Source organism: Parviterribacter kavangonensis, assembly GCF_056863335.1.
Genome location: NZ_JBXPJA010000002.1, coordinates 1 through 20481, shown reverse-complemented (window position 1 = coordinate 20481; position 20481 = coordinate 1). Strand labels below are relative to the sequence as shown.

Below are 20481 nucleotides of genomic sequence, written 5' to 3'. Positions count from 1 at the left end.
GATGTCTCGAGTCTCGTTCGATGCTCAGGTGTGCGACAGCGCCGCGGCGGCGCTCAGCCACTCATCCGCGAGCAGACGGACGGCCTCCGCCGCCTGTCCGGGAACGGCCGCGCCGGCGGCATAGAGGTGGTTGGGCTGGATCACGAGCTCGTGGGCGCCGGCGTCCCGGTACGCGGGGATCGCATCCGTCGTCATGTCGGGCAGGCCGGCGACGATGATCTCGAACCCCTCGCTCGAACGGCCGTGCTCCTCCAGCAGGCGATGGAGCGTGGCGATGCGCTCGGCCGCCTCGTCCGGAGTGAGGTTGAAGAGGAAGATGCCGTTGCAGTAGTCCGCGGCGCGGCGCAGGGCTACGTCCGAATGGCCGCCGTAGATGATCGGGAAGTCGCGTCCGGCCAGCGGCTTCGGGAAGCTGAGCACGTTCTCGAACTCGACGAACTCGCCCTTGAAGGTGCTCTCGCGCGTCCCCCAGAGCTCGCGCAGCGCCGCGACGTACTCCTTGGTACGAGCCGAGCGGCGCTCCCACGGGATCCCGAGCGCCTCGTATTCCTCGCGCAACCAGCCGACGCCGACGCCGAACGCCAACCGGCCGCCGCTGAGGAAGTCCAGGCACCCGGCGAGCTTCGCGAGAAGAAGCGGGTGATATTCGGGCACGAGCGTGACCCCGGTGCCCAGGCGGATGCGTGATGTCCGCCCGGCCGCGAAGGACAGGGAGACGTACGGGTTGAGGTTCGCCACGTCCATGCCGACCGGCGGCCGCGTATCGCCCCGCGCGTACGGGTACTGCGAGCCGAAAGCGTCGAACAGGACGATGTGCTCCGGAAGCCAGAGCGTCGCGAAGCCGGCTTCGTCCGCGGCCGTGACGAACGGTCCGTACACCTCCGGACGCGCGAGGTCGCCCATGCCGAGGCCGGCGATCCCGATGTTCATGCGTGCCCCACCTTTCGTCTCCTCCACGTGCCGGGGCGCCGCACGCTAACGCCGTGTCGAAAAAGAGTCAAGGTGCCAGTGAAATGGTCGCGGGCCCCCGGTGGCCCGTGACCTCCATCGCGGGCGCCGAGCCCCATGCGTGGACCGTGCGGCGGAGCGCGGCAATCGCGAAGGTGCCGAGCGCGGCCGGGACCCAGAGCGCGATGGCCCGGTAACCCAGCACCGCGGGGAGAGCGACAGCCGCATCGACGCCGAAGGCGAGCAGGACGCCCGTGGTTCCGCCCGCCACGAGTCCGGGCAGCGGGACGGTGTTGCCGATCGCGCCCGTGAAGTAGGCAAGCATGAGCACGGGCACCGCCGGCGGGCTGTCGATCGCCGCGAACATCGCGGCGAGGAGCGCGAGGTCGAAGCCCCACCACGCGAGCGCGCCGAGCAGCCTGGCGTCGGCGCGCCGGACGATCGCGACCGCCGCCCACACCGCCTCACCGAAGACGGTCGCGCGGCGCCGGGCAAGCCACAGCGCGGCGGCCGCGGCAGTCAGCCCCAGTAGCGCGGACGGGGCGGCGAGGAGGGCGGGGCCGTGACTCGGCACCGCGCCCGTCAGAAGCAAGACTGCAGCGGTCGTGAGCGCTCCCACGAAGACGGCATAGAGCAGGACCAGGAACGTCAGCAGCGTCCGGACCGCCGCTCGCGCGGGCAGACCGGAGCGCGCCAAGGCCCAGAGGGTCAGCGCCACCCCGCCGAGCCCGCCGGTCGGCAGGAGGCGAGTCGCGGCCGCTCCCGCGAGCGAGACCTCGGCGCTCGCGCGCAGCCCGACGGCCGCGGTCGCACCGCCCGCAACGAGCCAGAACAGCGCGATGTACCCGGCGAACGAGAGCGCCTCGAAGGCGATGCCCGCGACGACCCAGTCCGGGTCTGCCGCGGCCACGCGCGAGAACGCATCGACGAACTTCTCCGCCGGGCCGCCCGTGAAGGCGAGGAGCGCTGCGACCGCCACGACGACAAGCGCGATCCCTGCGACCTTCCGGCGGTCGACCGACGGCGCGAGCCGCAGCGGCGCGTCCAGCACTCGCTCGGCGGACTCCTGCGGCTGCGCATGCGCCGCGAGTCGATCGCAGAACGCGGTCACATGTGCGACCGCGGCTGCGGCGAGCGTTCGCCGCAGCCGGAACCCCGGCTCCCCCCCCATCCGTCCTGCCTCCCTTCGCAACCGACCCACCACGACTCGCCAATCATACGCACCGTCGGTTCTCTGGCCAATCGTCATTTGACTGTCAGCACGCCAGCGACCTCGTTCACTGCCATCTTGCCAGTGTTTCGTCAGAGTGTTAGCGTGCTTCCCCGGTCCCCCTTTGGAGAGGTGGTTGTTGTGGCGAGTGCTGAGGCGAGCCAGCTGAACGAGCAGCTGCGCGCGTTCCGCGCGAGCGTGATCGGCGAGATGACGCTCGAGCAGCGCCGCGCCGGCGGCGACATGATGGGCACCTTCGCGGGCCAGGCCCCCGGTGTCTCGGTCCGCGAGGTCGACACCGGCGGCTGTCCGGCGCTGTGGCAGGAAGGTCCGGACGCGGACACCTCGCGCGTCATCCTCTACGTCCACGGCGGCGGTGGCGTCGTCGGCTCGGCGCGCACGCACGAGAAGCTGGTCGGCCACCTCGTCCTCGCCGCCGGCTGTGCCGCGCTCAACGTTGACTTCCGCCTGGCGCCCGAGAACCCGTTCCCCGCCGCGCTCGACGACGTGCTCGGGGCCTACCGCTGGCTGCAGAGCGAGGGCTACACCCCCGACAGGATCGCGTTCGCCGGCGACAGCCTCGGCGGCGGCCTCGTCGTCGGTGCGCTGGTGAAGCTGCGCGACGCCGGCGAGGCGCTGCCGGCCGCCGCGATGCCGCTCTCGCCGTGGGTCGACCTCGCCATGACCGCCGAGTCGATCGCCACCCGCGCCGACACCGACCTGCTCTCGGACGGGCGGACCTTCACCGAGCTGCGTGACCACTACATCGGCGAGACCGCCGCCGACGATCCCGTCGCCTCGCCGCTGTACGCCGACCTCAGCGGGCTGCCGCCCCTGTACATCCAGGCCAGCGACGACGAGGTTCTCGTCGACGACGCCAAGCGCCTCGCCGACCGCGCCCGCCAGGCCGGCGTCGACGTCAGCATGGACATCTACAGCGGCATCCCGCACGTCTTCCAGCTCTGGGCCGGCAACCTGCCCGAAGCCGACGAGGCGATCGCCAAGCTCGGCGCCTGGGTCCGCCCCCGCCTCGGCCTCGCCGCTCGGGCCACGGCATGAGCGCCGACGCCCTCAGCGCCGCGGAGGTCGCGGCAGTTCGCTCCCTGCTCGACCGGCAGGCGATCGTCGACTGCATCCACCGCTACACCCGCGGTCTCGACCGGCACGACGACGACCTGGTGCTCTCCGCGTACCACGAGGACGGCCTGGACGATCACGGCATCTTCGTCGGGTCGCCCCAGGAGTTCGTCGACTGGGCCAACGAGCTGCACGAGAGCCAGTGGCGGGCCCATCAGCACTTCATGACGAACCTGACCGTCGAGATCGACGGCGACACGGCGCACGCTGAGTCGTACTTCCTCGTCTGCTTCCGTCGCATCGCGAACGACGCCATCGACCTTGCCGGCGCGCGGTACCTCGACCGTCTCGAGCGGCGGGACGGCGAGTGGCGCGTTGCCCACCGACTGGTGCTCATCGAGTGGAACGCCGAGGCGACCGTGAACCCGGATCTCTTCCCCGAGGGGTTCGAGTTCCCGGGTCGGTGGGACCGCAGCGACGCCTCCTACGCACGCCCCTACCCGTCGCCTGCCGGACGGTAGGCGGAACGCCGAGGACGTGGCGCTGCCGATCCTCGGCCCGGTGACGACGACCGTCGCGGTCCTGCCGGTCAAGCGCTTCGCCCACGCGAAGTCGCGGCTCGGCTCGGTCCCGGACAAGACGGCGCTCGTCCGCGGCATGGTCGGCGACGTCCTCGATGCGCTCGCTCACGCCGCCCGGCTGGACCACGTCGTCGTGGTCACCGCCGATCCGGCGGCGCGCGACGCGGCGATCGCGAACCGCTTCGACGTCGTCGACGAGCCCGTCCCGCTCGGCCACTCCGGCGCCGCCGAGCTCGGCATCACCCGCGCCGAGGAGCTCGGCGCGGACCGCGTCCTGCTCGTCCCCGGCGACTGCCCGCTGCTCACCGCCGCGGACGTCGACGGCCTCGTCGACCGCCACCCCCGCCGCGGCGTCGTCGTCGTGCCCGACCGCCACGGGACCGGCACGAACGCGCTGCTGCTGCACCCGCCGCGCGCGATCCGGCCCGCCTTCGGGCCCGGCAGCCGCGAACGGCACGAGCGGCTCGCCGCCGGCGCCGGCGTCCCCTGCGCGATCGACGCCGTCGAGGCGCTGCTGCTCGACGTCGACACGCCGGAGGACCTCCAGCTCGTGTCGCTGGCGTGATCAGCGCCGCGGCGATCCCGGGCCTCCCGGAGATCCGCGAAGGCGACGACCTCGCCGCGCTCGTCCGCCCCGGCGCCTGAAGCGCGGCCGCGCGTGGACGTCCTACGCGGACTCCGCGAGCCGCGAGTGCGCCCGGCGCGGTCCGGCGACCACGACAGCGCCGTCGGGCGTCGTGGTTCCGAAGATGCTCACGTACCACGACTCGGCCACGGCGTCGACGCCCGCCTTGAAGTCGACGTCGAGGCCCCGAAGAACGACGTGGTAGGTGAAGAACTGCAGTTGCAGATCCATGCAGGCGGCGCGGGCGACCGCCTCGGTCCGCGTGATCGGAAGCCCGGCGGCGGTCCGCGCGCCGACGATGACGTCGGCGAGCTCGTCGACGGTTCGCTGGAGCCGAGCGTCGGTGGCGGCCTGGACCGCCGGATCTTGAACATCCCCCTCGACCCACGCTCGCCCGAGGAGTCGGTGCTTCTCCCATCGCCGGACGTACGCAGCGATCCAGCGGCGCATCTGGTCGAGGGTGAACGCCGGCAGGTGCGTGAAGTCCCGGAGCGCGGCCGTGTCGTCGTGATCCTCTCCCGCACCGCGGATGAACGCCTCCGCGAGCAGCTCGGCAAGCGCTTCGCTCTTCGAGAAGTACAGGTAGAACGTTCCCCTGCTCGTCCCGGCACGGGCGGCGATGTCCTCGATGGTCGCCGCGTAGCCGTGCTCTTCGAACGCCTCCTTGGCCCCCTGCAGCAATGCCCGGCGCGTCGACGCCTTCTGGCGCTCGCGCAGCGTCGGGCGTCTGCGGCCGGCAAGATCAGTGATCTCCTCCGGGCGACCGGCATGGTCAGCCATCGACGGCAACCCCAGCCGGTGCCTGCGCACCGGCGGACGACGACGGATCCGGACCGACGCGGATGATCTGCTTGCCGAAGCGACTCGACGGCCCGAGCATGTCCACCAGTCGCTCGGGCATCGCCTCCAGGCCCTCGGTCACGTCCTCGAAGGGCTTGATCCGGCCTTCGGCCAGCCAGCGCGTCAGCCGCGCCTCTGCCTCAGGCCACACGTCCATGTTGTCGTGGATCGCCCAGCCGATCATCTGCAGGCGCTTCACCACGAGGATGAACGGGAGGTTGCCCGGCCCGCGCCATTCCGCACGGTCGTAGTTGGCGACGTTACCGCAGCACGACACGCGGCCGTTCTCCCCCATGGCGTTCAGCACCGTCTCGAGGACGGGCCCGCCGACGTTGTCGAAGAAGACGTCGACGCCCTCGGGGCACGCGGCCAGGAGGTCGGCGAAGAAGCTGTCGCTGCGGTAGTCGACCGCCGCGTCGAAGCCGAGCTCGTCGACGAGGATCCGTCCCTTCACCTCGGAGCTCGTCAGCCCGACGACCCGCGCGCCGGCCAGCTTCGCCAGCTGCCCCGCCGCACTCCCCACCGATCCAGCCGCCGACGAGACGACCACGGTGTCGCCCGGCCGCGGCGGCGCCTTGTGCAGGAGCCCGACGTAGGCGCTGATGCCTCCGGTCACGCCGAGCACGCCCAAGTAGTGCTGCAGTGGCGCTCGGACGTCCAGGACGCGCGCCCAGTCCTGATGCACCGCCGCGTACTCCTGCGCACCGACCGAGCAGACGACGACCGCCCCCTCCGGCAGGTCCGTGCCGTTGGAGTCGATCACCTCGCAAAGCGTGAACGCGTCCATCACATCGCCGGGACCGAGCGTCTTGCGCAGGTCGCGCCACGGCTGGGCGCGGCGCGTGAACTCCGGCGACGGCGGCTCAGGCGGCGCCTCGTCCACAGCAGCGGCAGCGGGAACGAGGTAGAGCCGGTTGACCGGGTCGAGCGACAGCATCACCGTCCGGACGAGCGCCTCGCCCGGGCCGGGGACCGGCATCTCGCCGTCGATCACGTCGAAGTGGTCGGTTCGCAGGTCCCCCTCGGGAAGCTGCCGCACGACGAGCTGCCGGTTCGTCATCACGTTCGCGCGGCGGAGGGGTCGGCGGACGGGGCCGGGGTCCCGTTGGACTTGCCCTCCTTGATGGTGTACACGAGGTCGCCGCGGTCGCGCCGTCCCATGACGCCCTCCGGCGGCAGGATCTCGGCGATGTTCTCGAGCGGGAGGCGGTTGAGCCACTCGTACGCGAGCGTGCGGCGGACGAGCGCCCACTTGCCATCCCGGCGCTCGAGGCGATCCACGTAGCGCAGCGCGATGAGCAGGTTCGCCGGGCCCCACGGGTGGCCCTCGGGGGCTTCGTGGAAAGCCAGGCAGTACGTCTCGGCGTACGCCGTGTCCCCGTCGAGCTCGATGAGCGGCGCACCGTTGAAGTGCATCGTCCGGTTGAACGAGGGGAGGTTTTCGGGGCTCGAGATGAACTCGATGAACTCGTCCGGCGGCCCGGTGAAGAACCCGTGTTCGTCGACGCCGTCGGGGTGATAGGACGCCCGCACGAGCTCCAGGTCGAAGCGATCGGCACCGCGCGCGAAGCGCGCAAGCAGTTCCGCGATCTCCTGCTTGGCGATCAGCTCTTCAAGAGTCATGGGTCTCTACTTCCAGTCGACGCGCAGGCGCGTGAGGTCGATCGTCTTGATGTACCAGCGCCCGTCATCGAGCCGCTCGTAGGTCTCGTGGTAGTGGCCGCAGCCGTGCATGGAGCTGACCGGCGCGTCCTCCGGGAACCACGCGTAGTCCTCCATCGGCCAGACCGCCTCGGCAGTTGTCGGCGACGTCAGCCTGATCTCGGGGTTGAAGACGTGGTGCGCCGACGTCACCCCCGCGGTGACGGTCTCACCGAACCGCTGGATCGCCGCGCGCCCGACCAGCGGCCACTCGAAGGCGGCGGTAAGGCTCTCCAGCAGCTCGAGCGACACCGTGTCCGGGGGGATGACGTCCCCGGTCACCGGATGCCGCGCGATCGGGAACTCGCCTTCGTTCACTCGCGCGTCGGGCGTGAAGACCTGGGCCCAGCCCTCGAAGTCCTTCGTATCGACGCACCGGCAGTAGGCGGCCTTGACGCGACGGATCTCCTCGACGGCGGCGAGCATCTCGGCGGGCGGGATGTCGAGCGCGGGTGTCGCGGATGTGCCAGCCATGGGACGACCCTCCTGATGGTCGAACGAAGTTACATGGCGGAGCGTACCCTCATTCGACGAGGTGATCAACATCTTGCGCTGCGTTGATCTCTAACGATATGTCAGCGGCTCAAGGGCCTCCCGGCATGGGCAAACGATTTCGTCTTGCAGTTCGACTGACAGAGCGTTAGTGTTCCGACACTCGGTCGGCCGATACATGTCGGTCCGGCCCGCGGAGACCCGAAGTCGGAGGAGAGGGATGTCTCAGCAAGCGAAGGCAGGCCAACCGTGTCCCAGTTGAACGGGACGCGCCCGATCCTGGCGGTGGAGAGCCTCTCGAAGGTGTTCCAGGGCCAGCGGGCGCTCGACGATGTGTCGCTCGAGCTCAAGCGAGGCGAGGTCCACTGCCTGCTCGGTCAGAACGGCTCCGGCAAGTCGACCCTGATCAAGATCCTCGCCGGCTACCACGCGCCGGAGGCGGGGGCCCGGGCGACGGTCAACGGCGAGCCGCTCGCCCTCGGCGACCCGACGGCCGCGCATCACGCAGGCCTACGGTTCATCCACCAGGACCTCGCGCTCATCGATCACTTCCCGGTGGTGGACAACCTGGCCCTGGGCGAGGGGTACTCCGGCCGGTTCTGGCTGTCCGAGCGGCGCGAGAAGCGCCACGCGAACGAGATCTTCGCCCACTACGGCGTGGAGGTGGACAGCTCGCGGCCGCTGAACAGCCTCGGTCCGGCGCAGCGGACGATGACGGCGATCGTGCGTGCCCTGCACCACGGGGATGCCGCCTCGGGGATCCTGGTGCTCGATGAGCCGACCGCCTCGCTGTCGGAGGCCGACAAGAACCACCTCTTCAGGCTGCTGCGGGACGTCAAGGAGCGCGGGGGCACCGTGCTGTACGTGACCCACCGCCTCCAGGAGGTGTTCGAGATCGCCGACCGGGTCAGCGTTCTGCGCGACGGCAAGAAGGTGGCGACCAAGGACGTGAACGATCTCGACCACGACAGCCTCGTGACGCTGATCCTCGGCCGGTCGCTCGACGCGCTCTATCCGGAGCTCCCGACGCCGGGCAAGGATCCGGTGCTCGAGGTCCGCGGGCTGCGCGGCGGACGGCTCCGCGACCTCTCGCTGACGGTGCACGCAGGGGAGATCGTCGGGATCGCGGGGCTGGAAGGCTCCGGGACCGAGGACGTCCCCCACCTGATCTTCGGCGCGGAGAAGCGCGAGAGCGGGGCGATCAAGGTGCGCGGTGACGCGGTCGATCCTCGCTCGCCCACTGAGGCCGTCCGGTGCGACCTCGCCTTCGTGCCTGGCGACCGCAAACGTCTCGGTGGGGTCGCCGCGTGGACGCTTCGCGAGAACATCACGATCCCGAAGATCCGCGGCCGGGGCCCGCTGCGGTGGCTGAGCCGGCGCCAGGAGTCGAACGACGTCATGCCCTACCTCGACCGGTTCGAGGTCAAGCCCCGCGACCCCGAAGCGCGGATGTCGTCGCTGAGCGGCGGCAACCAGCAGAAGATCATGATCGCGAGATGGCTGCGTTGCGGCGCATCCGCGTTCCTCTTCGAGGAGCCGACCGCCGGCGTGGACGTGGGCGCGAAGCGTGCCATCTACGACGCCCTCACCGCGGTTGCCGCCGACGGCGCAGGGATCCTCCTCACGACCTCCGACTTCGAAGAGGCGTGCTCGATCTGCGACCGGGTGATCGTCCTGCGCGACGGTCGCATCGCAGCGACGCTCACCGGCGGAGACCTCACGGTCGACACGATCCTCGGCGAAGCGCTTCGCCCCACACCTACCTCACAAGCGACGGTGACCCATGCCTAGAGGCAGCCAGACTCCTCCCGCGCCCGCCTCGTCCTCGCCGGCTGTGGCCGCGGAGGCGACCCATGACCGCGCGCCGACGACGCCGCACAGCGTCGCTGCGCTGCTCGGCCGACTCCAACTCGGCCGGTTCTCCGGCCTGTTCATCTTCGCGGCGATCATCGCGACGTTCGCCGTCTGGATCCCCGACACCTTCCTGACGGATACGAACGCCAAGAACATCGCCCAGAGCCAGGCCATCACGGCCATCCTCGCCCTCGGCCTCGTGTTCCCGCTCGCCGCGGGTGTGTTCGACCTCTCCGCGGCGCAGAACCTCGGCTTCAGCGCGCTCGTCTGCGGAGCGCTCATGACTCAAGGCCCGGAGGTCTCTCCGGTGGTGGCCATCGTGCTCACGCTCCTCATCGGGGCGGGCATCGGCGCGTTCAACGGCCTCCTCGTCGCGATGGTCGGCCTCGACAGCTTCATCGCGACGCTCGGGACGACCTCGCTGCTCGTAGGCGGCGCAGCGATCATCGCCGACAACGAGTACATCGGGCCGTTCTCGTCGGGCTTCACCGATCTGACGTCCGGCTCGCCGCTGGGGATCCCGATCCTCGCGATCTACCTGCTGATCTTCGCGATCATCACGTGGTACGTGCTCGAGCACACGCCCCTCGGGCGGCGGATCTACGCGACCGGCGCGAACACGGACGCGGCGAGACTCGCGGGCATCCGCACGCGGCGTCTCGCGTTCTGGAGCCTTGTCGTCTCGGGCGCGACGGCGAGCTTCGCGGGCGTGCTGCTCGCGTCCAACCTCGACACGATCAACCAGACGATCGGCCCGCAGTACCTGCTGCCGGCGTTCGCCGCCGCGTTCCTGGGCACCACTCAGCTGAAGCCGGGGCGCTTCAACATCTGGGGGACGGTCCTGGCGATCTACCTCCTCGGCACGGGCGTCCAAGGCCTGTTGCTGGCCGGAGCGGAGCTCTGGGTGACCGACATCTTCAACGGTGTCGCCCTCATCGTCGCGATCTCGGCTGCCGTCGTGATCGAGCGGATCCGCGGCAAGCGCGAGAAGGCCGTGCCGACGGAGACCGCGACCGCCTAGGCCGAGGTGCGGCCGTCCGGTCCCGGACGGCCGCACCTCCCGGGCGGGTCTCGCGCGCGCGAGTGACAATCGCGGTGGCGTCGCGCCCGTCGGGACGCGCTCTACTGCGCGGCCTCGCGCCTCAGCTCTTCGGAATCCTGGCCCGGTGACCCGATCGTGCCGGGCGTCCTGCTGAAGCGGGGAGCCGGCGCTGGCTGCAGCGTCCCGTCGTGGTCGACGAGCGTCCCGCGGGCGGCCAGGTGAGGGTGCACGGCCGCCTCTTCCAGCTCGAGCACGGGCGCGAAGCAAGCGTCGCGTCCCTCGAAGGCGCGCTCCCACTCGGCTCGCGTCCGGCGGCGGAAGATCGTCGCCATGGCGTCACGAAGAGCTGGCCACCGATCGCTCTCCCACTGCGGCCACTCGGCCGGATCGAGCTCGAGCGTCTCGAGCAGAACCGCGTAGAACTGCGGCTCGAGCGCGCCGACGCTGATGTAGCCGCCGTCCGCGGTCTCGTATGTCCGGTACCAATGCGCCGACCCGTCGAGCCAGTTGGTGCCGCGGTCCGGCGACCATCGCCCCTCCGCACGCAGCTGGCAGAAGACGGCCATGAGCGTCGCCGCACCATCGACCATGGCGACGTCGATGACCTGCCCCCGGCCGGACCGCTCACGCTCGACGAGAGCGGCGGCGACGCCGAGGGCCAGCAGCATGCCGCCCCCGCCGTAGTCGCCGACCAGGTTCAACGGAACGACCGGCGGCGCGTCGGCGGGACCCATCGGATGCAGCGCACCGGCGAGAGCGATGTAGTTGATGTCGTGCCCCGCACGCTGAGCGAGCGGACCGTCCTGCCCCCAGCCGGTCATGCGGGCGTAGATGAGCCTCGGGTGAGCGGCCAAGCAGTCGTCGGGGCCGATGCCTATGCGCTCGGCGACGCCCGGACGCATCGGATCGATGACGACGTCGCTGCGGGCGATGAGCGAGCGAGCGGCATCGAGGTCGTCCGGATCCTTCAGGTCGAGTGCGATGGAGCGCTTCCCGCGCCCGAGCACTGCGTCACGCGCGGCCTGCTCGCCCGCCGGCGGCCGGTCGATGCGAACGACGTCAGCGCCCATGTCGGCCAGGAGCATCGTTCCGAACGGTCCCGGCCCGATGCCGCCGAGCTCCGTAACGCGTACCCCCCTCAGAGGGCCCCGGTTCTCCGTCATGCCGCCTCCTGTTCCGTTACTTAACTAGACACTACGGTATCTACTGACGTAGTGTTGCCCATTGACGCCCATTGCAGTACGTTGCATGCGTGTCCGCGCCCGTCGCCACAGCTCCGCCCCGCACCGAGGCCGTCCACATCTGCGGCATCGCCACTTCGGGGTGGCGCCCGGAGCACGACGCCGTGCTCGACGAGCTCGCGTTCGACTGCGTCGACCGCGCGCTACGCGATGCCGGGCTGCGCAAGCACGAGGTCCAGTTCACCGCGCTCGCATCGATGGACGTCTACGACGGGCGCAGCATCTCGAGCGGACTCACGACGCCCGCCGCAGGGGGCTATCTGGCCGACGCGTACCGCATTGAAGGCGACGCCGGCCAGGCCATCATCGCGGCCTCCCAGGCCATCCGCGCGGGCGCCGACGTCGCCGTCGCCGTCGCCGTGCACCATCCGGAGATCCGCCACACGTCGCCGGCCGGCCATCGCGCCTTCCTCGACCAGGCGTCGAACCTGGCGTTCGAGCCCCAGTTCAACCGTCCGGTCGGCATGTCGGCGACGGCGGCACTGGCGCTGCACGCAACCGCGTGGCTGGAGCGCAACGGGGGCGGCGTCGAGCGCTTGGCCTCCATCGCCGCGCGCGAGATCACCTGCGGCGCCAAGGGCGCAGCGGCGGGGCGTCGCGACCCGGTCGAGGCCGCGGACGTGCTGGCGTCACCGGCGGTGGCGTGGCCCCTGACTGAGCTGATGCTCCCGGCGCACACCAGCGGCGCCGCGGCGATCGTCCTCGCGTCCGCGCCTCGGGCGCGGCGCGCCCGTTCGCGAGCGCGGATCCTCGGCAGCGGGATGTCTTCCGGCGACTGGGCTTGGAGCGGCAGCTGGCTCAACGCGCCCGCCGACGCGACCGCGCATGCCGCCGACACCGCCCGCGCCCGCGCCGGGGTCTCACAGGTCGACGTCGTGGAGCTGACCGCGGCGAGCCCCGCGCTCGTCGAGCCGCTCGAGGGCGCGCTGGGGGTCGGCCTCGAGGCCGACGCCGCCGTCATCTCGCCGTCCGGCGGGGTACGTTCCAACCACCCCGGTCTGGCGAACGGTGCTCTTCGGCTGTCCGCCGCCATCGATTGGCTCGAGCGGCGCGAGGGAGGCGGGCGCGGGCTCGTCCATTCGACGGACCTCGTGACGGGTCCCGTCGGCGAGACGGCGACGGTGCTCGTGGTGGAGGTCGACTGATGCGGGCACGCCCTGCGATTTCGGGCGTCGGGCTGACCCCGGCGACCGCCATCCACCGCCAGGAGCACTCGAGCATCGAGCTGTGCCAGCAGGCGACGGCCGCCGCGTTGGAACACGCGGGCGTCGGCCCCGGGGAGCTCGACGGGGTCGTCGTCGGGAACATCGACGGCTTCGAGGGGACCGCGCTCGGCGCGAAGCACCTGACCAGGCTCCTCGGCATCGCCACCCGTCTGCCGTCGGTCGTGATCAACACGGGAGGGACCACGGGCGGCAACCTCGTGCACGCGGCCGCGCGGATGGTCGCCTCCGGCGATCACCGTGCCGTGTTGTGCCTGGGCCCGTCGACGTTCTTCGGCGCGCGCGACCTGCAGGCCGTCATCAACACGAACTCGCCGATGGTGGTCGAGCAGCCGCTCGGGATGGGGGCCGTCCACATGGGAGCGTTCTTCCCGGCTGCGTACCAGGAGCGCTACGGCGTCAGCGACGAGGACCTCGCGCACGTCGTCGTCCAGGCCCACGCCCACGCGGCCCGCAACCCGTTCGCGCACCTGCGCAAGGAGCTGTCGGTCGAGGACGTGCTGGCGTCGCGCATGATCTCGACGCCGATGGTCATGTCGATGATCTGCCCGGCGTCCGCGGCCGCGTGTGCAGTCGTGGTCACGGCGGAGAGCGTCGCCGACGGCCTCGCGACGCCGACCGTCGTCATCCGCGCGTTCGGCACGTCCAGCGACCCGTACCTGGGCGGCGGCAAGGGGTCGTTCTCCGAGTGGGAGGGCCTCGCGATCCTCGCGCGGCGTCTGTACGCGACCGCGGGCATCGCCGATCCGCGTGAAGAACTCGACGTGCTGGAGCTGTTCTCGCCCTACGCGCCCATGCTGCCGATGCAGCTCGAGGCGCTCGGGCTCGCCGAGCCCGGCAAGGGCGCGGCCCTGGTGCGCTCGGGCGCGACAGCGCTCGGCGGCGCGATGCCGACCAATCCCTCCGGCGGCCCGAAGTGCACGAACGCCGGCGTCGCCGGCGAGCTTGCCCCGTACGCCTACATCGCTCTGCAGCTGATGGGCGATGCACCCGAAGGCATCCAGGTCCCCGGCGCGACGCGCGGCCTCGCACACGGGACCGGCGGCACCTTCTTCCAGTTCGAGAACCTCGCGATCCTCGAGAGGACCACGCCACGATGAGCAACCCGGCTGCAGACGCCATCGTCACCCAGCACGTGCGCTGGGAGATCGACTACGACATCCACCTCGGCGGGACGTGGGCGAGGTTCATGGAGGGGCTGCGCGAGCAGCGTCTCCTCGCCAACAGGTGTCCGTACTGCAAGCGCACCTTCGTGCCTCCCCAGGCGTACTGCGAGGCCTGCTTCGAGCGCACCGACGAGTGGCTCGAGCTGGAACCCGTCGGCTCCCTCGAGACGTTCACCGTGGTTCAGCAGGGTTTCCGCGGAGGGCCCACGCCTCCGTACGCGGTCGGTGCGATCGCCATCGACGGCGCCAGCACGATGCTCATGCACTTCGTGGGCGGCATCGACCTGACCGATGCCGCGCGCGTCCGCGAGCAGCTGCCAGAGGGCAAACGCGTACGTGCGGTCTGGTCGCCCAAGCGGGAAGGCAGCATCCTCGACATCGCGCACTTCGCGCCGGACACCGAGGGCGGATGAGCGCGAACGGACAGGGGCCCGACGTGCGCTACCACGTCGAAGACCACATCGCGCACATCGTGCTCGACCGGCCGGAGCGGCACAACGCGCTGACGATCAGCTCGGTCGAGCTGCTGGCGCAGTACTCGCAGCAGGCGGAGGCCGACGACGATGTCCGCGTGGTCCTCCTCACGGGGGCGGGCGACCGGGCGTTCTGCGCCGGCGGCGACCTCGGGGAGTTCATCCCCCGCATGACCGCCGGCGAGCTCTCGGTCCTCGTGCCGGATCCCGCCAAGCGGTTCTTCTCCGACGTCTACAAGCCGGTGGTCGCCGCCGTGAACGGCCTGTGCGTGGGCGGCGGGCTCGAGCTCCTCCTGGGTACCGATCTGCGCGTAGCTTCCGAGAAGGCGACGTTCGCCTTCGGCGAGACGCGCTGGGGCGTCATCCCGGGCGCGGGGGCGCACGTCCGACTTCCACAGCAGCTCCCATGGGCCATCGCGATGCAGCTCCTGCTCACTGCCGAGCCGATCGATGCGCAGAGGGCCTACGACGTCGGCCTCGTCAACGAGGTCGTCGCGCATGACGCGGTGCTCGACCGCGCCGTGGAAGTGGCGAAGACGATCGCGCGCAACGCGCCCGTCGCGGTGCGCACCGCGAAGGAGATCGCCGTCCGCGCGCTCGCGCAGGAGCAGCCGTTCGCGCTCGAGTACGCGTTGAACGAACGCGTCCTCCGCACCGAGGACGCCGTCGAGGGCCCGCGGGCGTTCGTCGAGAAGCGCGAGCCGCAGTACCGCGGGCGCTGACCCCAACCACCAGGAGACCATCGCTCATGGCGTCCATCGACCACCCCCCCGTCACTCAGCGCGAGCAGTTCGTCGCCGACGTGTTCGAGACCGCAGCCGGCATCACGGCGAAGTACGACCGCGCGTGGTTCATGCAGCGCGCGCGAGAGAACGGACACGCGCGAGAGCTGTGGGAAGCGCTGGTCGAGAAGGACCTGCTCGCGGTCGGCGTCCCGGAGGGGCTCGGCGGGGCGGGCGGCGGCCTCACGGGGTGCACGGCGGTGATGGAGTCGATGGCCCGCGCCGGCGTGCCGCCACTGCTGTACTCGCTGACGACCTTCTCGCGCGAGGCGATCCTCAAGCACGGCTCGACGGAGCAGATCGAGCAGCACGTCATCCCCACGATGAACGGCACCCGGAAGATCTGCTTCGGCGTGACGGAGCCGGATGCGGGGACGAACTCCTTCGCGATGCGCACGACCGCGAAGCGGACCGACTCGGGCGCGTACGTCGTGAACGGCCAGAAGGTGTTCATCTCCGGCGCCGACGAAGCCGATCACATGCTGCTGGTCGCGCGCACCGCGCCGAAGGATGAGCGCGTCGGCAGGACCAAGGGCTTCGCGCTCTTCGTCGTGCCCATGGACTCCCCCGGCATCCAGCTGCGCCAGCTCGACATCCAGTGGCATGCGCCGGAGCGCCAGTACGAGGTCTTCATGGACGATCTCGTCGTCGACGAGTCCATGCGCATCGGCAACGAGGACGAGGGCTTCCGCTACCTCCTCGACTGCCTGAACCAGGAGCGCGTGGTCGTGGCCGCATGGGCCCTCGGCCTCGGCTACTTCGCGCTCGAGAAGGCGGTCGAGTACGCGAAGCAGCGGGCGCCCTTCGGTCAGCCGATCGGGTCCTACCAGGCCGTGCAGCACCCGCTCGCGCTCGCGCGCGCGAACATGGATGCCGCGCGGACCATCATGTACTCGGCGGCCGCCGAGTACGACGACGGCCACGACGCCGGCGCCAAGGCCAACATGGCGAAGCTCCTCGGCACCCGCGCCGCGCTTTCCGCGATCGAGGCCTCGATCCAGACCCACGGGGGCACGGGCTTCGTCCTCGAGAACGACGTCGTCACGCTCTGGCCGATGATCCGCGTCCTGCAGATCGCGCCGCTCAACAACGAGAGCATCCTCAACTACATCGGCGAGCGCGTCCTGGGCCTGCCTCGGAGCTACTGAGGTGGACGGCTTCGATCTCACCGGCCAGGTCGCCGTCATCTCGGGCGGGACCACTGGCATTGGGCTCGCCATGGCTCGCGGTCTGTTGTCCGCCGGGGCGTCGGTGGCGATCTGCGGCCGCCATCAGGGTCGCTGCGAAGCCGCCGTCCGGTCGCTCGACGCGGGCGATCGTGTCGCCGCGATCGCCTGCGATGTCGCGGTTGACGATCAGGTCGATCGCATGTTCACCGAGGTCGTCCAGCGATTCGGAAGGATCGACTCGTGCTTCGCCAACGCCGGCGTCGGCGGCCACGACGTCGCCTTCCTCGACCTCGACGAGGACGAGCTGTGGAACGTCATGCGCATCAACCTGGGCGGAGCGTTCCTCACGATGCGGGCCGCCGCGCGGCTCATGGCGGGGGACGAGGGCGGCTCCATCGTCGTGACGAGCAGCCCTGCCGTCATGTCCGGGCGTGCGCGCGGCGAGTCGTACGCGGCCAGCAAGGGCGCGTTGGAGGCGATGATGCGTGGCGTGGCCGTCGAGCTCGCGCGGCATCGCATCCGGGTCAACGCGGTCATCCCCGGCTGGTTCGAAACCGGGATGACCGAGGACGCTCTGCGGTCGGACACGTTCAAGACGAAGGTGCTCCCGCGCGTCCCGATGCGCCGATGGGGCGAACCTGACGACATCGCCGGCCTGGCGGTCTTCCTCGCCTCGCCGTACTCGCGCTACATGACGGGGCAGAGCATCGTCGTTGACGGCGGCTACTCGGTCTTCTGATGGCCGCCAACACGCTTTCGCTCGATGGGAAGGTCGCTGTCGTGACCGGTGCGAGCTCGGGGATGGGCGAGCGCTTCGCGCGCGTCCTGACCGATGCGGGGGCGACCGTCGTCGTCGTCGCCCGCCGCGCAGAGCGGCTCGAACGGCTGGCCTCTCAGCTCGAGGGTGCGACTGTCTGCGCCGCCGACCTGAGCCGACCGGAGGATGCGGATCGCGTCATCGACGTGGCCATCGAGCAGCACGGCCACGTCGACATCGTCGTCAACAACGCGGGCGGTGCGAACATCGCGCCGGCGACCGAGGAGCCCCTCGACGAGTTCGAGCGCGTCGTCCGACTCAATCTGACGTCGCCGTTCGTCATCGCTCGCGCGGCCGCTCGCCAGATGATCGCCCTCCAGACCGGCGGATCGATCATCAACGTCGCGTCGATCCTCGCCCTCGTCGGGATCGGCCGCATCCCGCAAGCAGGCTACGCCGCCTCGAAGGGGGGGTTGGTGAGCTTGACCCGAGAGCTTGGCGCGCAGTGGGCGCGCCAAGGCGTGCGCGTGAACGCGCTGGCGCCCGGCTGGTTCGGAACGGAGATGACGTCCGAGCTCTTCGCCGACGACCGCAGCGCCAAATGGCTTCAGCGACTCACGCCGATGGGGCGCCCCGGGCAGCTCGAGGAGCTCGACGGGGCCTTGCTCTTCCTCGCGGGCGACGCGAGCAGCTACGTGACCGGGCAGGTGCTGACCGTCGACGGCGGCTGGACGACTGTTTGACGGTTGACGCTGGGGGTCTCACGCTGCTAGCCTCGTGAACATGCCGTCAGTGAATGACGATGTGAGCTTGGATGCCGTTCCTCAAGCGGTCGGAGCCATCGCGGATGGCGGCATCGCGCTCGTCATCGACGATGATGACCGCGAGAACGAAGGCGATCTCATCATGGCCGCCGAGGCCGCGACGCCGGAGGCCATCGCCTTCTTCCTTCGGCACACTTCGGGGTTCGTGTGCGTCTCGCTGACCGAGCAGCGCGCTGACGAGCTCGATCTGCCACCGATGGTCGCGGACAACCGCGAGGCGCAGGGAACCGCTTTCACCGTCACGGTGGATCTGGCGGACGGCATCACCACCGGCATCTCCGCGACCGATCGCGCCGCCACCATCGCGCGCTTGGCCGATCCGGCGGCGCATGCCGGCGACTTCGTCCGCCCGGGGCACGTTCTCCCGCTGCGCGGCCGTCCGGGCGGGGTGCTCAAGCGGGCCGGGCACACGGAGGCGGCCGCCGACCTCGCCCGCCTCGCCGGCCTCGCGCCCGCGGGGGTCCTGTGCGAGGTCGTGTCGGAGGACCGCCTCACCATGGCGCAGGGCCCGGAGCTGCAGCGGCTCGCAGCCGACTTCGGACTTCCGATGATCTCCGTGGCCGATCTCGTGCGCCATCGTCTGCGCACCGAACGGCTCGTCGAGCACGTAGCCGAGGCCCGCGTCCCGACGCGCCACGGCGAGTTCACGTGCCACGCGTGGCGGTCGTCGATCGACGGGACGGAGCACCTGGCGTTCGTGCGCGGCGACGTCGCGGGCCCGGAGCCCACGCTCGTACGCGTGCACAGCGAATGCCTCACGGGCGACGTCTTCGGCTCTGCGCGCTGCGACTGCGGCACCCAGCTGGACGACGCGCTGCGGGCGATCGCCCGGGAAGAGCGCGGCGTCGTCGTCTACCTGCGCGGTCACGAGGGGCGCGGCATCGGCATCAGCCACAAGCTGATGGCGTACAACCTGCAGGACGCCGGTCGGGATACGGTGGACGCGAACCTCGACCTCGGCTTGCCCGTGGACACGCGGGAATACGGCATCGGCGCGCAGATCCTCCTCGAGCTCGGCGTAGCTCGGCTCCGGCTGATGACGAACAACCCGGCGAAGTTCCGCGGTCTCACGGGCTATGGCCTCGAGATCATGGGCCGCGTGGAGCTGCCGACGCGGCCGACGCGCGAGAACATCGCCTACCTCGAGACGAAGCGGGCGCGCCTCGGGCACCTGCTGCCGGAGCGGCTCGTGCCCGAGCCGGGTACGGAGCCGGCTCCGGGCCCCCACGCGCAGGTCGGACACGCACGCTGAAGGCAGGATCATGCCGCCGGTGACGCCAGACGAGTTCCGCGACGTCATCGGCCGGTTCGCGACCGGCGTGACCGTCGTGACCGCACGGGACGAAGCACCGTACGGCACGACCGCCAGCGCCGTGTCCTCGGTGTCCCTCGAGCCGCCGATGCTGCTGATCTGCATGAACAAGACGTCGGCCACCGGTCAGGCGATCTCACGCTCCGGTCGCTTCGCCGTCAACATCCTCGGCGAGGACCAGCCAGAGCTGGCCACCCGGTTCGCGTCGAAGGGCGGCGACAAGTTCCGGGACCTGGATGTCGAGCGCGGCATCGCCGACGTCCCGCTGCTGGCCGGCGCGCTGGCCACGCTGGACTGCCGGGTCCGCGAGGAGGCGCGCGGCGGCACCCACACGGTGTTCATCGCGGACGTCGAGCGTGCAGCGGGACGTGCCGGGTCGCCGCTCGCCTACTTCCGCGGCCAGTTCGGGCGCTTCAGCGTCGAGCAGGACGAATCGGCCTACAGCGAGGTCCGGCGGCGCATCGTCTCCGGTGATCTCCCCGTGGGCGAGGTCCTCCACCTCGACCGGGTCGCGGCCGAGCTCGACGTCCCACGCGGGGCGGTGTACCACGCGCTCTCGAAGCTGAACGGCGAAGGACTCGTCTCGCGCTCGCCCGAGGGCCGCTACATGGTGCCCCCCGTCACCCGCGATGTCGTGCTCGATGCGCTCCCCGCTCTGTTCAGCATCTGGCTGGGCGCGATGCACCTCACGATGGGCCGCGTGAGCGAAACGCAGCTCGCGGAGCTGCGCGAACGCGTCGATGCCCTGCGCCCGCCGGATGCAGCGGACCGGGCCTGGACCTCCGAGCAGTTCCAGCGCGCGCGCGAGGCGTTCTTCGACACCTTCTTCGCGGTGCCCGCGAGCACGGCACTGAAGGAGGCATGGGCGCGCGCGGATCTTCCCGCGTTCATCCTCCTGCGCTGGTCGGACGAAGCAGACCTGAACCGAGCGGCGTACGAGGCGCTGCACGGCTGCTACGTCGAGGTGCTCACCGCGTATGAGGCGGCCGATCCCACGGGCACCACGCGAGCCGTGCAGCGGTTCATGGACTACACCCGCGGGCTCATCGAGAGCACGTTCGAGCAGTAGCGTGGGGGGGCCCCCCCCCCCCACCCCCCCCCCCCCCCCCCCCCCCCCCCCCCCCCCCACCCCCCCCCCCCCCCCCCCCTCCCCCCCCCCCCCCC

21 protein-coding genes are annotated in these 20481 nt (G+C 70.8%); 14 read left to right on the top strand and 7 right to left on the bottom strand.

Annotated elements, in window-relative coordinates; genetic code table 11:
- Positions 1 to 24: 24 nt before the first annotated feature.
- Entirely contained in the window at positions 25 to 930 is a 906-nt protein-coding gene (locus AC1UE4_RS15835) for a TIGR03619 family F420-dependent LLM class oxidoreductase (protein ID WP_482918272.1), read from the bottom strand.
- A gap of 67 nt (positions 931 to 997) precedes the next feature.
- Complete coding sequence (locus AC1UE4_RS15830) at positions 998 to 2119, bottom strand: lysylphosphatidylglycerol synthase domain-containing protein (RefSeq protein WP_482918271.1); 1122 nt, start codon at positions 2117 to 2119, stop codon at positions 998 to 1000.
- Positions 2120 to 2299: 180 nt separating this feature from the next.
- On the opposite strand from AC1UE4_RS15830, the gene AC1UE4_RS15825 reads away from it, so the two are divergent.
- The 3 genes from AC1UE4_RS15825 to cofC are packed head-to-tail and all read left to right on the top strand — an operon-like array spanning position 2300 to position 4381.
- Positions 2300 to 3217 (top strand): alpha/beta hydrolase, encoded by a 918-nt coding sequence (locus AC1UE4_RS15825; RefSeq protein ID WP_482918270.1) that lies wholly within the window; start codon positions 2300 to 2302, stop codon positions 3215 to 3217.
- Positions 3214 to 3756: a nuclear transport factor 2 family protein gene (locus AC1UE4_RS15820; protein ID WP_482918269.1), complete on the top strand. Its 543-nt coding sequence runs from the start codon at positions 3214 to 3216 to the stop codon at positions 3754 to 3756. Before AC1UE4_RS15825 ends, AC1UE4_RS15820 begins: the two co-directional genes overlap by 4 nt.
- A 16-nt stretch (positions 3757 to 3772) precedes the next feature.
- A complete protein-coding gene (gene cofC / locus AC1UE4_RS15815; protein WP_482918268.1) occupies positions 3773 to 4381 on the top strand; it encodes a 2-phospho-L-lactate guanylyltransferase in 609 nt (202 codons plus the stop codon).
- 102 nt (positions 4382 to 4483) lie between these two features.
- On the opposite strand, the gene AC1UE4_RS15810 is transcribed toward cofC, so the two are convergent.
- From AC1UE4_RS15810 to AC1UE4_RS15795, 4 genes are read right to left on the bottom strand one after another with little or no spacing between them, the layout of a single operon-like run.
- Positions 4484 to 5221 (bottom strand): TetR/AcrR family transcriptional regulator, encoded by a 738-nt coding sequence (locus AC1UE4_RS15810; RefSeq protein ID WP_482918267.1) that lies wholly within the window; start codon positions 5219 to 5221, stop codon positions 4484 to 4486.
- The gene (locus tag AC1UE4_RS15805) at positions 5214 to 6341 is read right to left on the bottom strand and encodes a zinc-binding dehydrogenase (RefSeq protein WP_482918266.1); all 1128 of its coding nucleotides are present in this window, start codon (positions 6339 to 6341) and stop codon (positions 5214 to 5216) included. The genes AC1UE4_RS15810 and AC1UE4_RS15805 overlap by 8 nt, the downstream gene beginning before the upstream one ends.
- Positions 6341 to 6904, bottom strand: a complete 564-nt coding sequence (locus tag AC1UE4_RS15800) for a nuclear transport factor 2 family protein (protein WP_482918265.1) — start codon at positions 6902 to 6904, stop codon at positions 6341 to 6343. The genes AC1UE4_RS15805 and AC1UE4_RS15800 overlap by 1 nt, the downstream gene beginning before the upstream one ends.
- 6 nt (positions 6905 to 6910) lie before the next feature.
- Positions 6911 to 7456: a nuclear transport factor 2 family protein gene (locus AC1UE4_RS15795; RefSeq protein ID WP_482918264.1), complete on the bottom strand. Its 546-nt coding sequence runs from the start codon at positions 7454 to 7456 to the stop codon at positions 6911 to 6913.
- A gap of 267 nt (positions 7457 to 7723) precedes the next feature.
- Here AC1UE4_RS15795 and AC1UE4_RS15790 point away from each other — a divergent pair, with 267 nt between their 5' ends.
- On the top strand, positions 7724 to 9265 hold the full coding sequence (locus AC1UE4_RS15790) for a sugar ABC transporter ATP-binding protein (RefSeq protein WP_482918263.1): 1542 nt from the start codon (positions 7724 to 7726) through the stop codon (positions 9263 to 9265).
- A gap of 43 nt (positions 9266 to 9308) precedes the next feature.
- Complete coding sequence (locus AC1UE4_RS15785) at positions 9309 to 10349, top strand: ABC transporter permease (RefSeq protein WP_482918262.1); 1041 nt, start codon at positions 9309 to 9311, stop codon at positions 10347 to 10349.
- Between the two features lie 101 nt (positions 10350 to 10450).
- On the opposite strand, the gene AC1UE4_RS15780 is transcribed toward AC1UE4_RS15785, so the two are convergent.
- The gene (locus AC1UE4_RS15780; protein ID WP_482918261.1) at positions 10451 to 11533 is read right to left on the bottom strand and encodes a CaiB/BaiF CoA transferase family protein; all 1083 of its coding nucleotides are present in this window, start codon (positions 11531 to 11533) and stop codon (positions 10451 to 10453) included.
- 89 nt (positions 11534 to 11622) lie between these two features.
- Between AC1UE4_RS15780 and AC1UE4_RS15775 the strand changes: the two genes are divergently transcribed.
- Genes AC1UE4_RS15775 through AC1UE4_RS15735 form a run of 9 tightly spaced genes read left to right on the top strand, consistent with a single transcriptional unit; the run spans position 11623 to position 20386 of the window.
- Positions 11623 to 12756: a beta-ketoacyl-[acyl-carrier-protein] synthase family protein gene (locus AC1UE4_RS15775; protein ID WP_482918260.1), complete on the top strand. Its 1134-nt coding sequence runs from the start codon at positions 11623 to 11625 to the stop codon at positions 12754 to 12756.
- A complete protein-coding gene (locus AC1UE4_RS15770) occupies positions 12756 to 13934 on the top strand; it encodes a thiolase family protein (RefSeq protein ID WP_482918259.1) in 1179 nt (392 codons plus the stop codon). Before AC1UE4_RS15775 ends, AC1UE4_RS15770 begins: the two co-directional genes overlap by 1 nt.
- Entirely contained in the window at positions 13931 to 14413 is a 483-nt protein-coding gene (locus AC1UE4_RS15765; protein ID WP_482918258.1) for a Zn-ribbon domain-containing OB-fold protein, read from the top strand. The genes AC1UE4_RS15770 and AC1UE4_RS15765 overlap by 4 nt, the downstream gene beginning before the upstream one ends.
- Positions 14410 to 15195: an enoyl-CoA hydratase/isomerase family protein gene (locus AC1UE4_RS15760; RefSeq protein ID WP_482918257.1), complete on the top strand. Its 786-nt coding sequence runs from the start codon at positions 14410 to 14412 to the stop codon at positions 15193 to 15195. The genes AC1UE4_RS15765 and AC1UE4_RS15760 overlap by 4 nt, the downstream gene beginning before the upstream one ends.
- 26 nt (positions 15196 to 15221) lie before the next feature.
- A complete protein-coding gene (locus AC1UE4_RS15755; protein WP_482918256.1) occupies positions 15222 to 16403 on the top strand; it encodes an acyl-CoA dehydrogenase family protein in 1182 nt (393 codons plus the stop codon).
- A 1-nt stretch (position 16404) separates the two neighbouring features.
- Entirely contained in the window at positions 16405 to 17163 is a 759-nt protein-coding gene (locus AC1UE4_RS15750; protein ID WP_482918255.1) for an SDR family NAD(P)-dependent oxidoreductase, read from the top strand.
- A complete protein-coding gene (locus AC1UE4_RS15745) occupies positions 17163 to 17924 on the top strand; it encodes an SDR family NAD(P)-dependent oxidoreductase (RefSeq protein ID WP_482918254.1) in 762 nt (253 codons plus the stop codon). The genes AC1UE4_RS15750 and AC1UE4_RS15745 overlap by 1 nt, the downstream gene beginning before the upstream one ends.
- 40 nt (positions 17925 to 17964) lie before the next feature.
- The gene (locus tag AC1UE4_RS15740) at positions 17965 to 19257 is read left to right on the top strand and encodes a bifunctional 3,4-dihydroxy-2-butanone-4-phosphate synthase/GTP cyclohydrolase II (protein WP_482918253.1); all 1293 of its coding nucleotides are present in this window, start codon (positions 17965 to 17967) and stop codon (positions 19255 to 19257) included.
- Positions 19258 to 19276: 19 nt separating this feature from the next.
- A complete protein-coding gene (locus tag AC1UE4_RS15735; RefSeq protein WP_482918252.1) occupies positions 19277 to 20386 on the top strand; it encodes a flavin reductase in 1110 nt (369 codons plus the stop codon).
- The last annotated feature ends 95 nt before the right edge of the window (positions 20387 to 20481 follow it).

Bases quoted from the DNA above. Each gene is read 5' to 3' on its own strand.
- AC1UE4_RS15835 (WP_482918272.1), bottom strand. From the start codon at position 930: ATGAACATCGGGATCGCCGGCCTCGGCATGGGCGACCTCGCGCGTCCG.
- AC1UE4_RS15830 (WP_482918271.1), bottom strand. From the start codon at position 2,119: ATGGGGGGGGAGCCGGGGTTCCGGCTGCGGCGAACGCTCGCCGCAGCC.
- AC1UE4_RS15820 (WP_482918269.1), top strand. From the start codon at position 3,214: ATGAGCGCCGACGCCCTCAGCGCCGCGGAGGTCGCGGCAGTTCGCTCC.
- AC1UE4_RS15810 (WP_482918267.1), bottom strand. From the start codon at position 5,221: ATGGCTGACCATGCCGGTCGCCCGGAGGAGATCACTGATCTTGCCGGC.
- AC1UE4_RS15805 (WP_482918266.1), bottom strand. From the start codon at position 6,341: ATGACGAACCGGCAGCTCGTCGTGCGGCAGCTTCCCGAGGGGGACCTG.
- AC1UE4_RS15800 (WP_482918265.1), bottom strand. From the start codon at position 6,904: ATGACTCTTGAAGAGCTGATCGCCAAGCAGGAGATCGCGGAACTGCTT.
- AC1UE4_RS15795 (WP_482918264.1), bottom strand. From the start codon at position 7,456: ATGGCTGGCACATCCGCGACACCCGCGCTCGACATCCCGCCCGCCGAG.
- AC1UE4_RS15780 (WP_482918261.1), bottom strand. From the start codon at position 11,533: ATGACGGAGAACCGGGGCCCTCTGAGGGGGGTACGCGTTACGGAGCTC.
- AC1UE4_RS15770 (WP_482918259.1), top strand. From the start codon at position 12,756: ATGCGGGCACGCCCTGCGATTTCGGGCGTCGGGCTGACCCCGGCGACC.
- AC1UE4_RS15765 (WP_482918258.1), top strand. From the start codon at position 13,931: ATGAGCAACCCGGCTGCAGACGCCATCGTCACCCAGCACGTGCGCTGG.
- AC1UE4_RS15760 (WP_482918257.1), top strand. From the start codon at position 14,410: ATGAGCGCGAACGGACAGGGGCCCGACGTGCGCTACCACGTCGAAGAC.
- AC1UE4_RS15755 (WP_482918256.1), top strand. From the start codon at position 15,222: ATGGCGTCCATCGACCACCCCCCCGTCACTCAGCGCGAGCAGTTCGTC.
- AC1UE4_RS15745 (WP_482918254.1), top strand. From the start codon at position 17,163: ATGGCCGCCAACACGCTTTCGCTCGATGGGAAGGTCGCTGTCGTGACC.
- AC1UE4_RS15740 (WP_482918253.1), top strand. From the start codon at position 17,965: ATGCCGTCAGTGAATGACGATGTGAGCTTGGATGCCGTTCCTCAAGCG.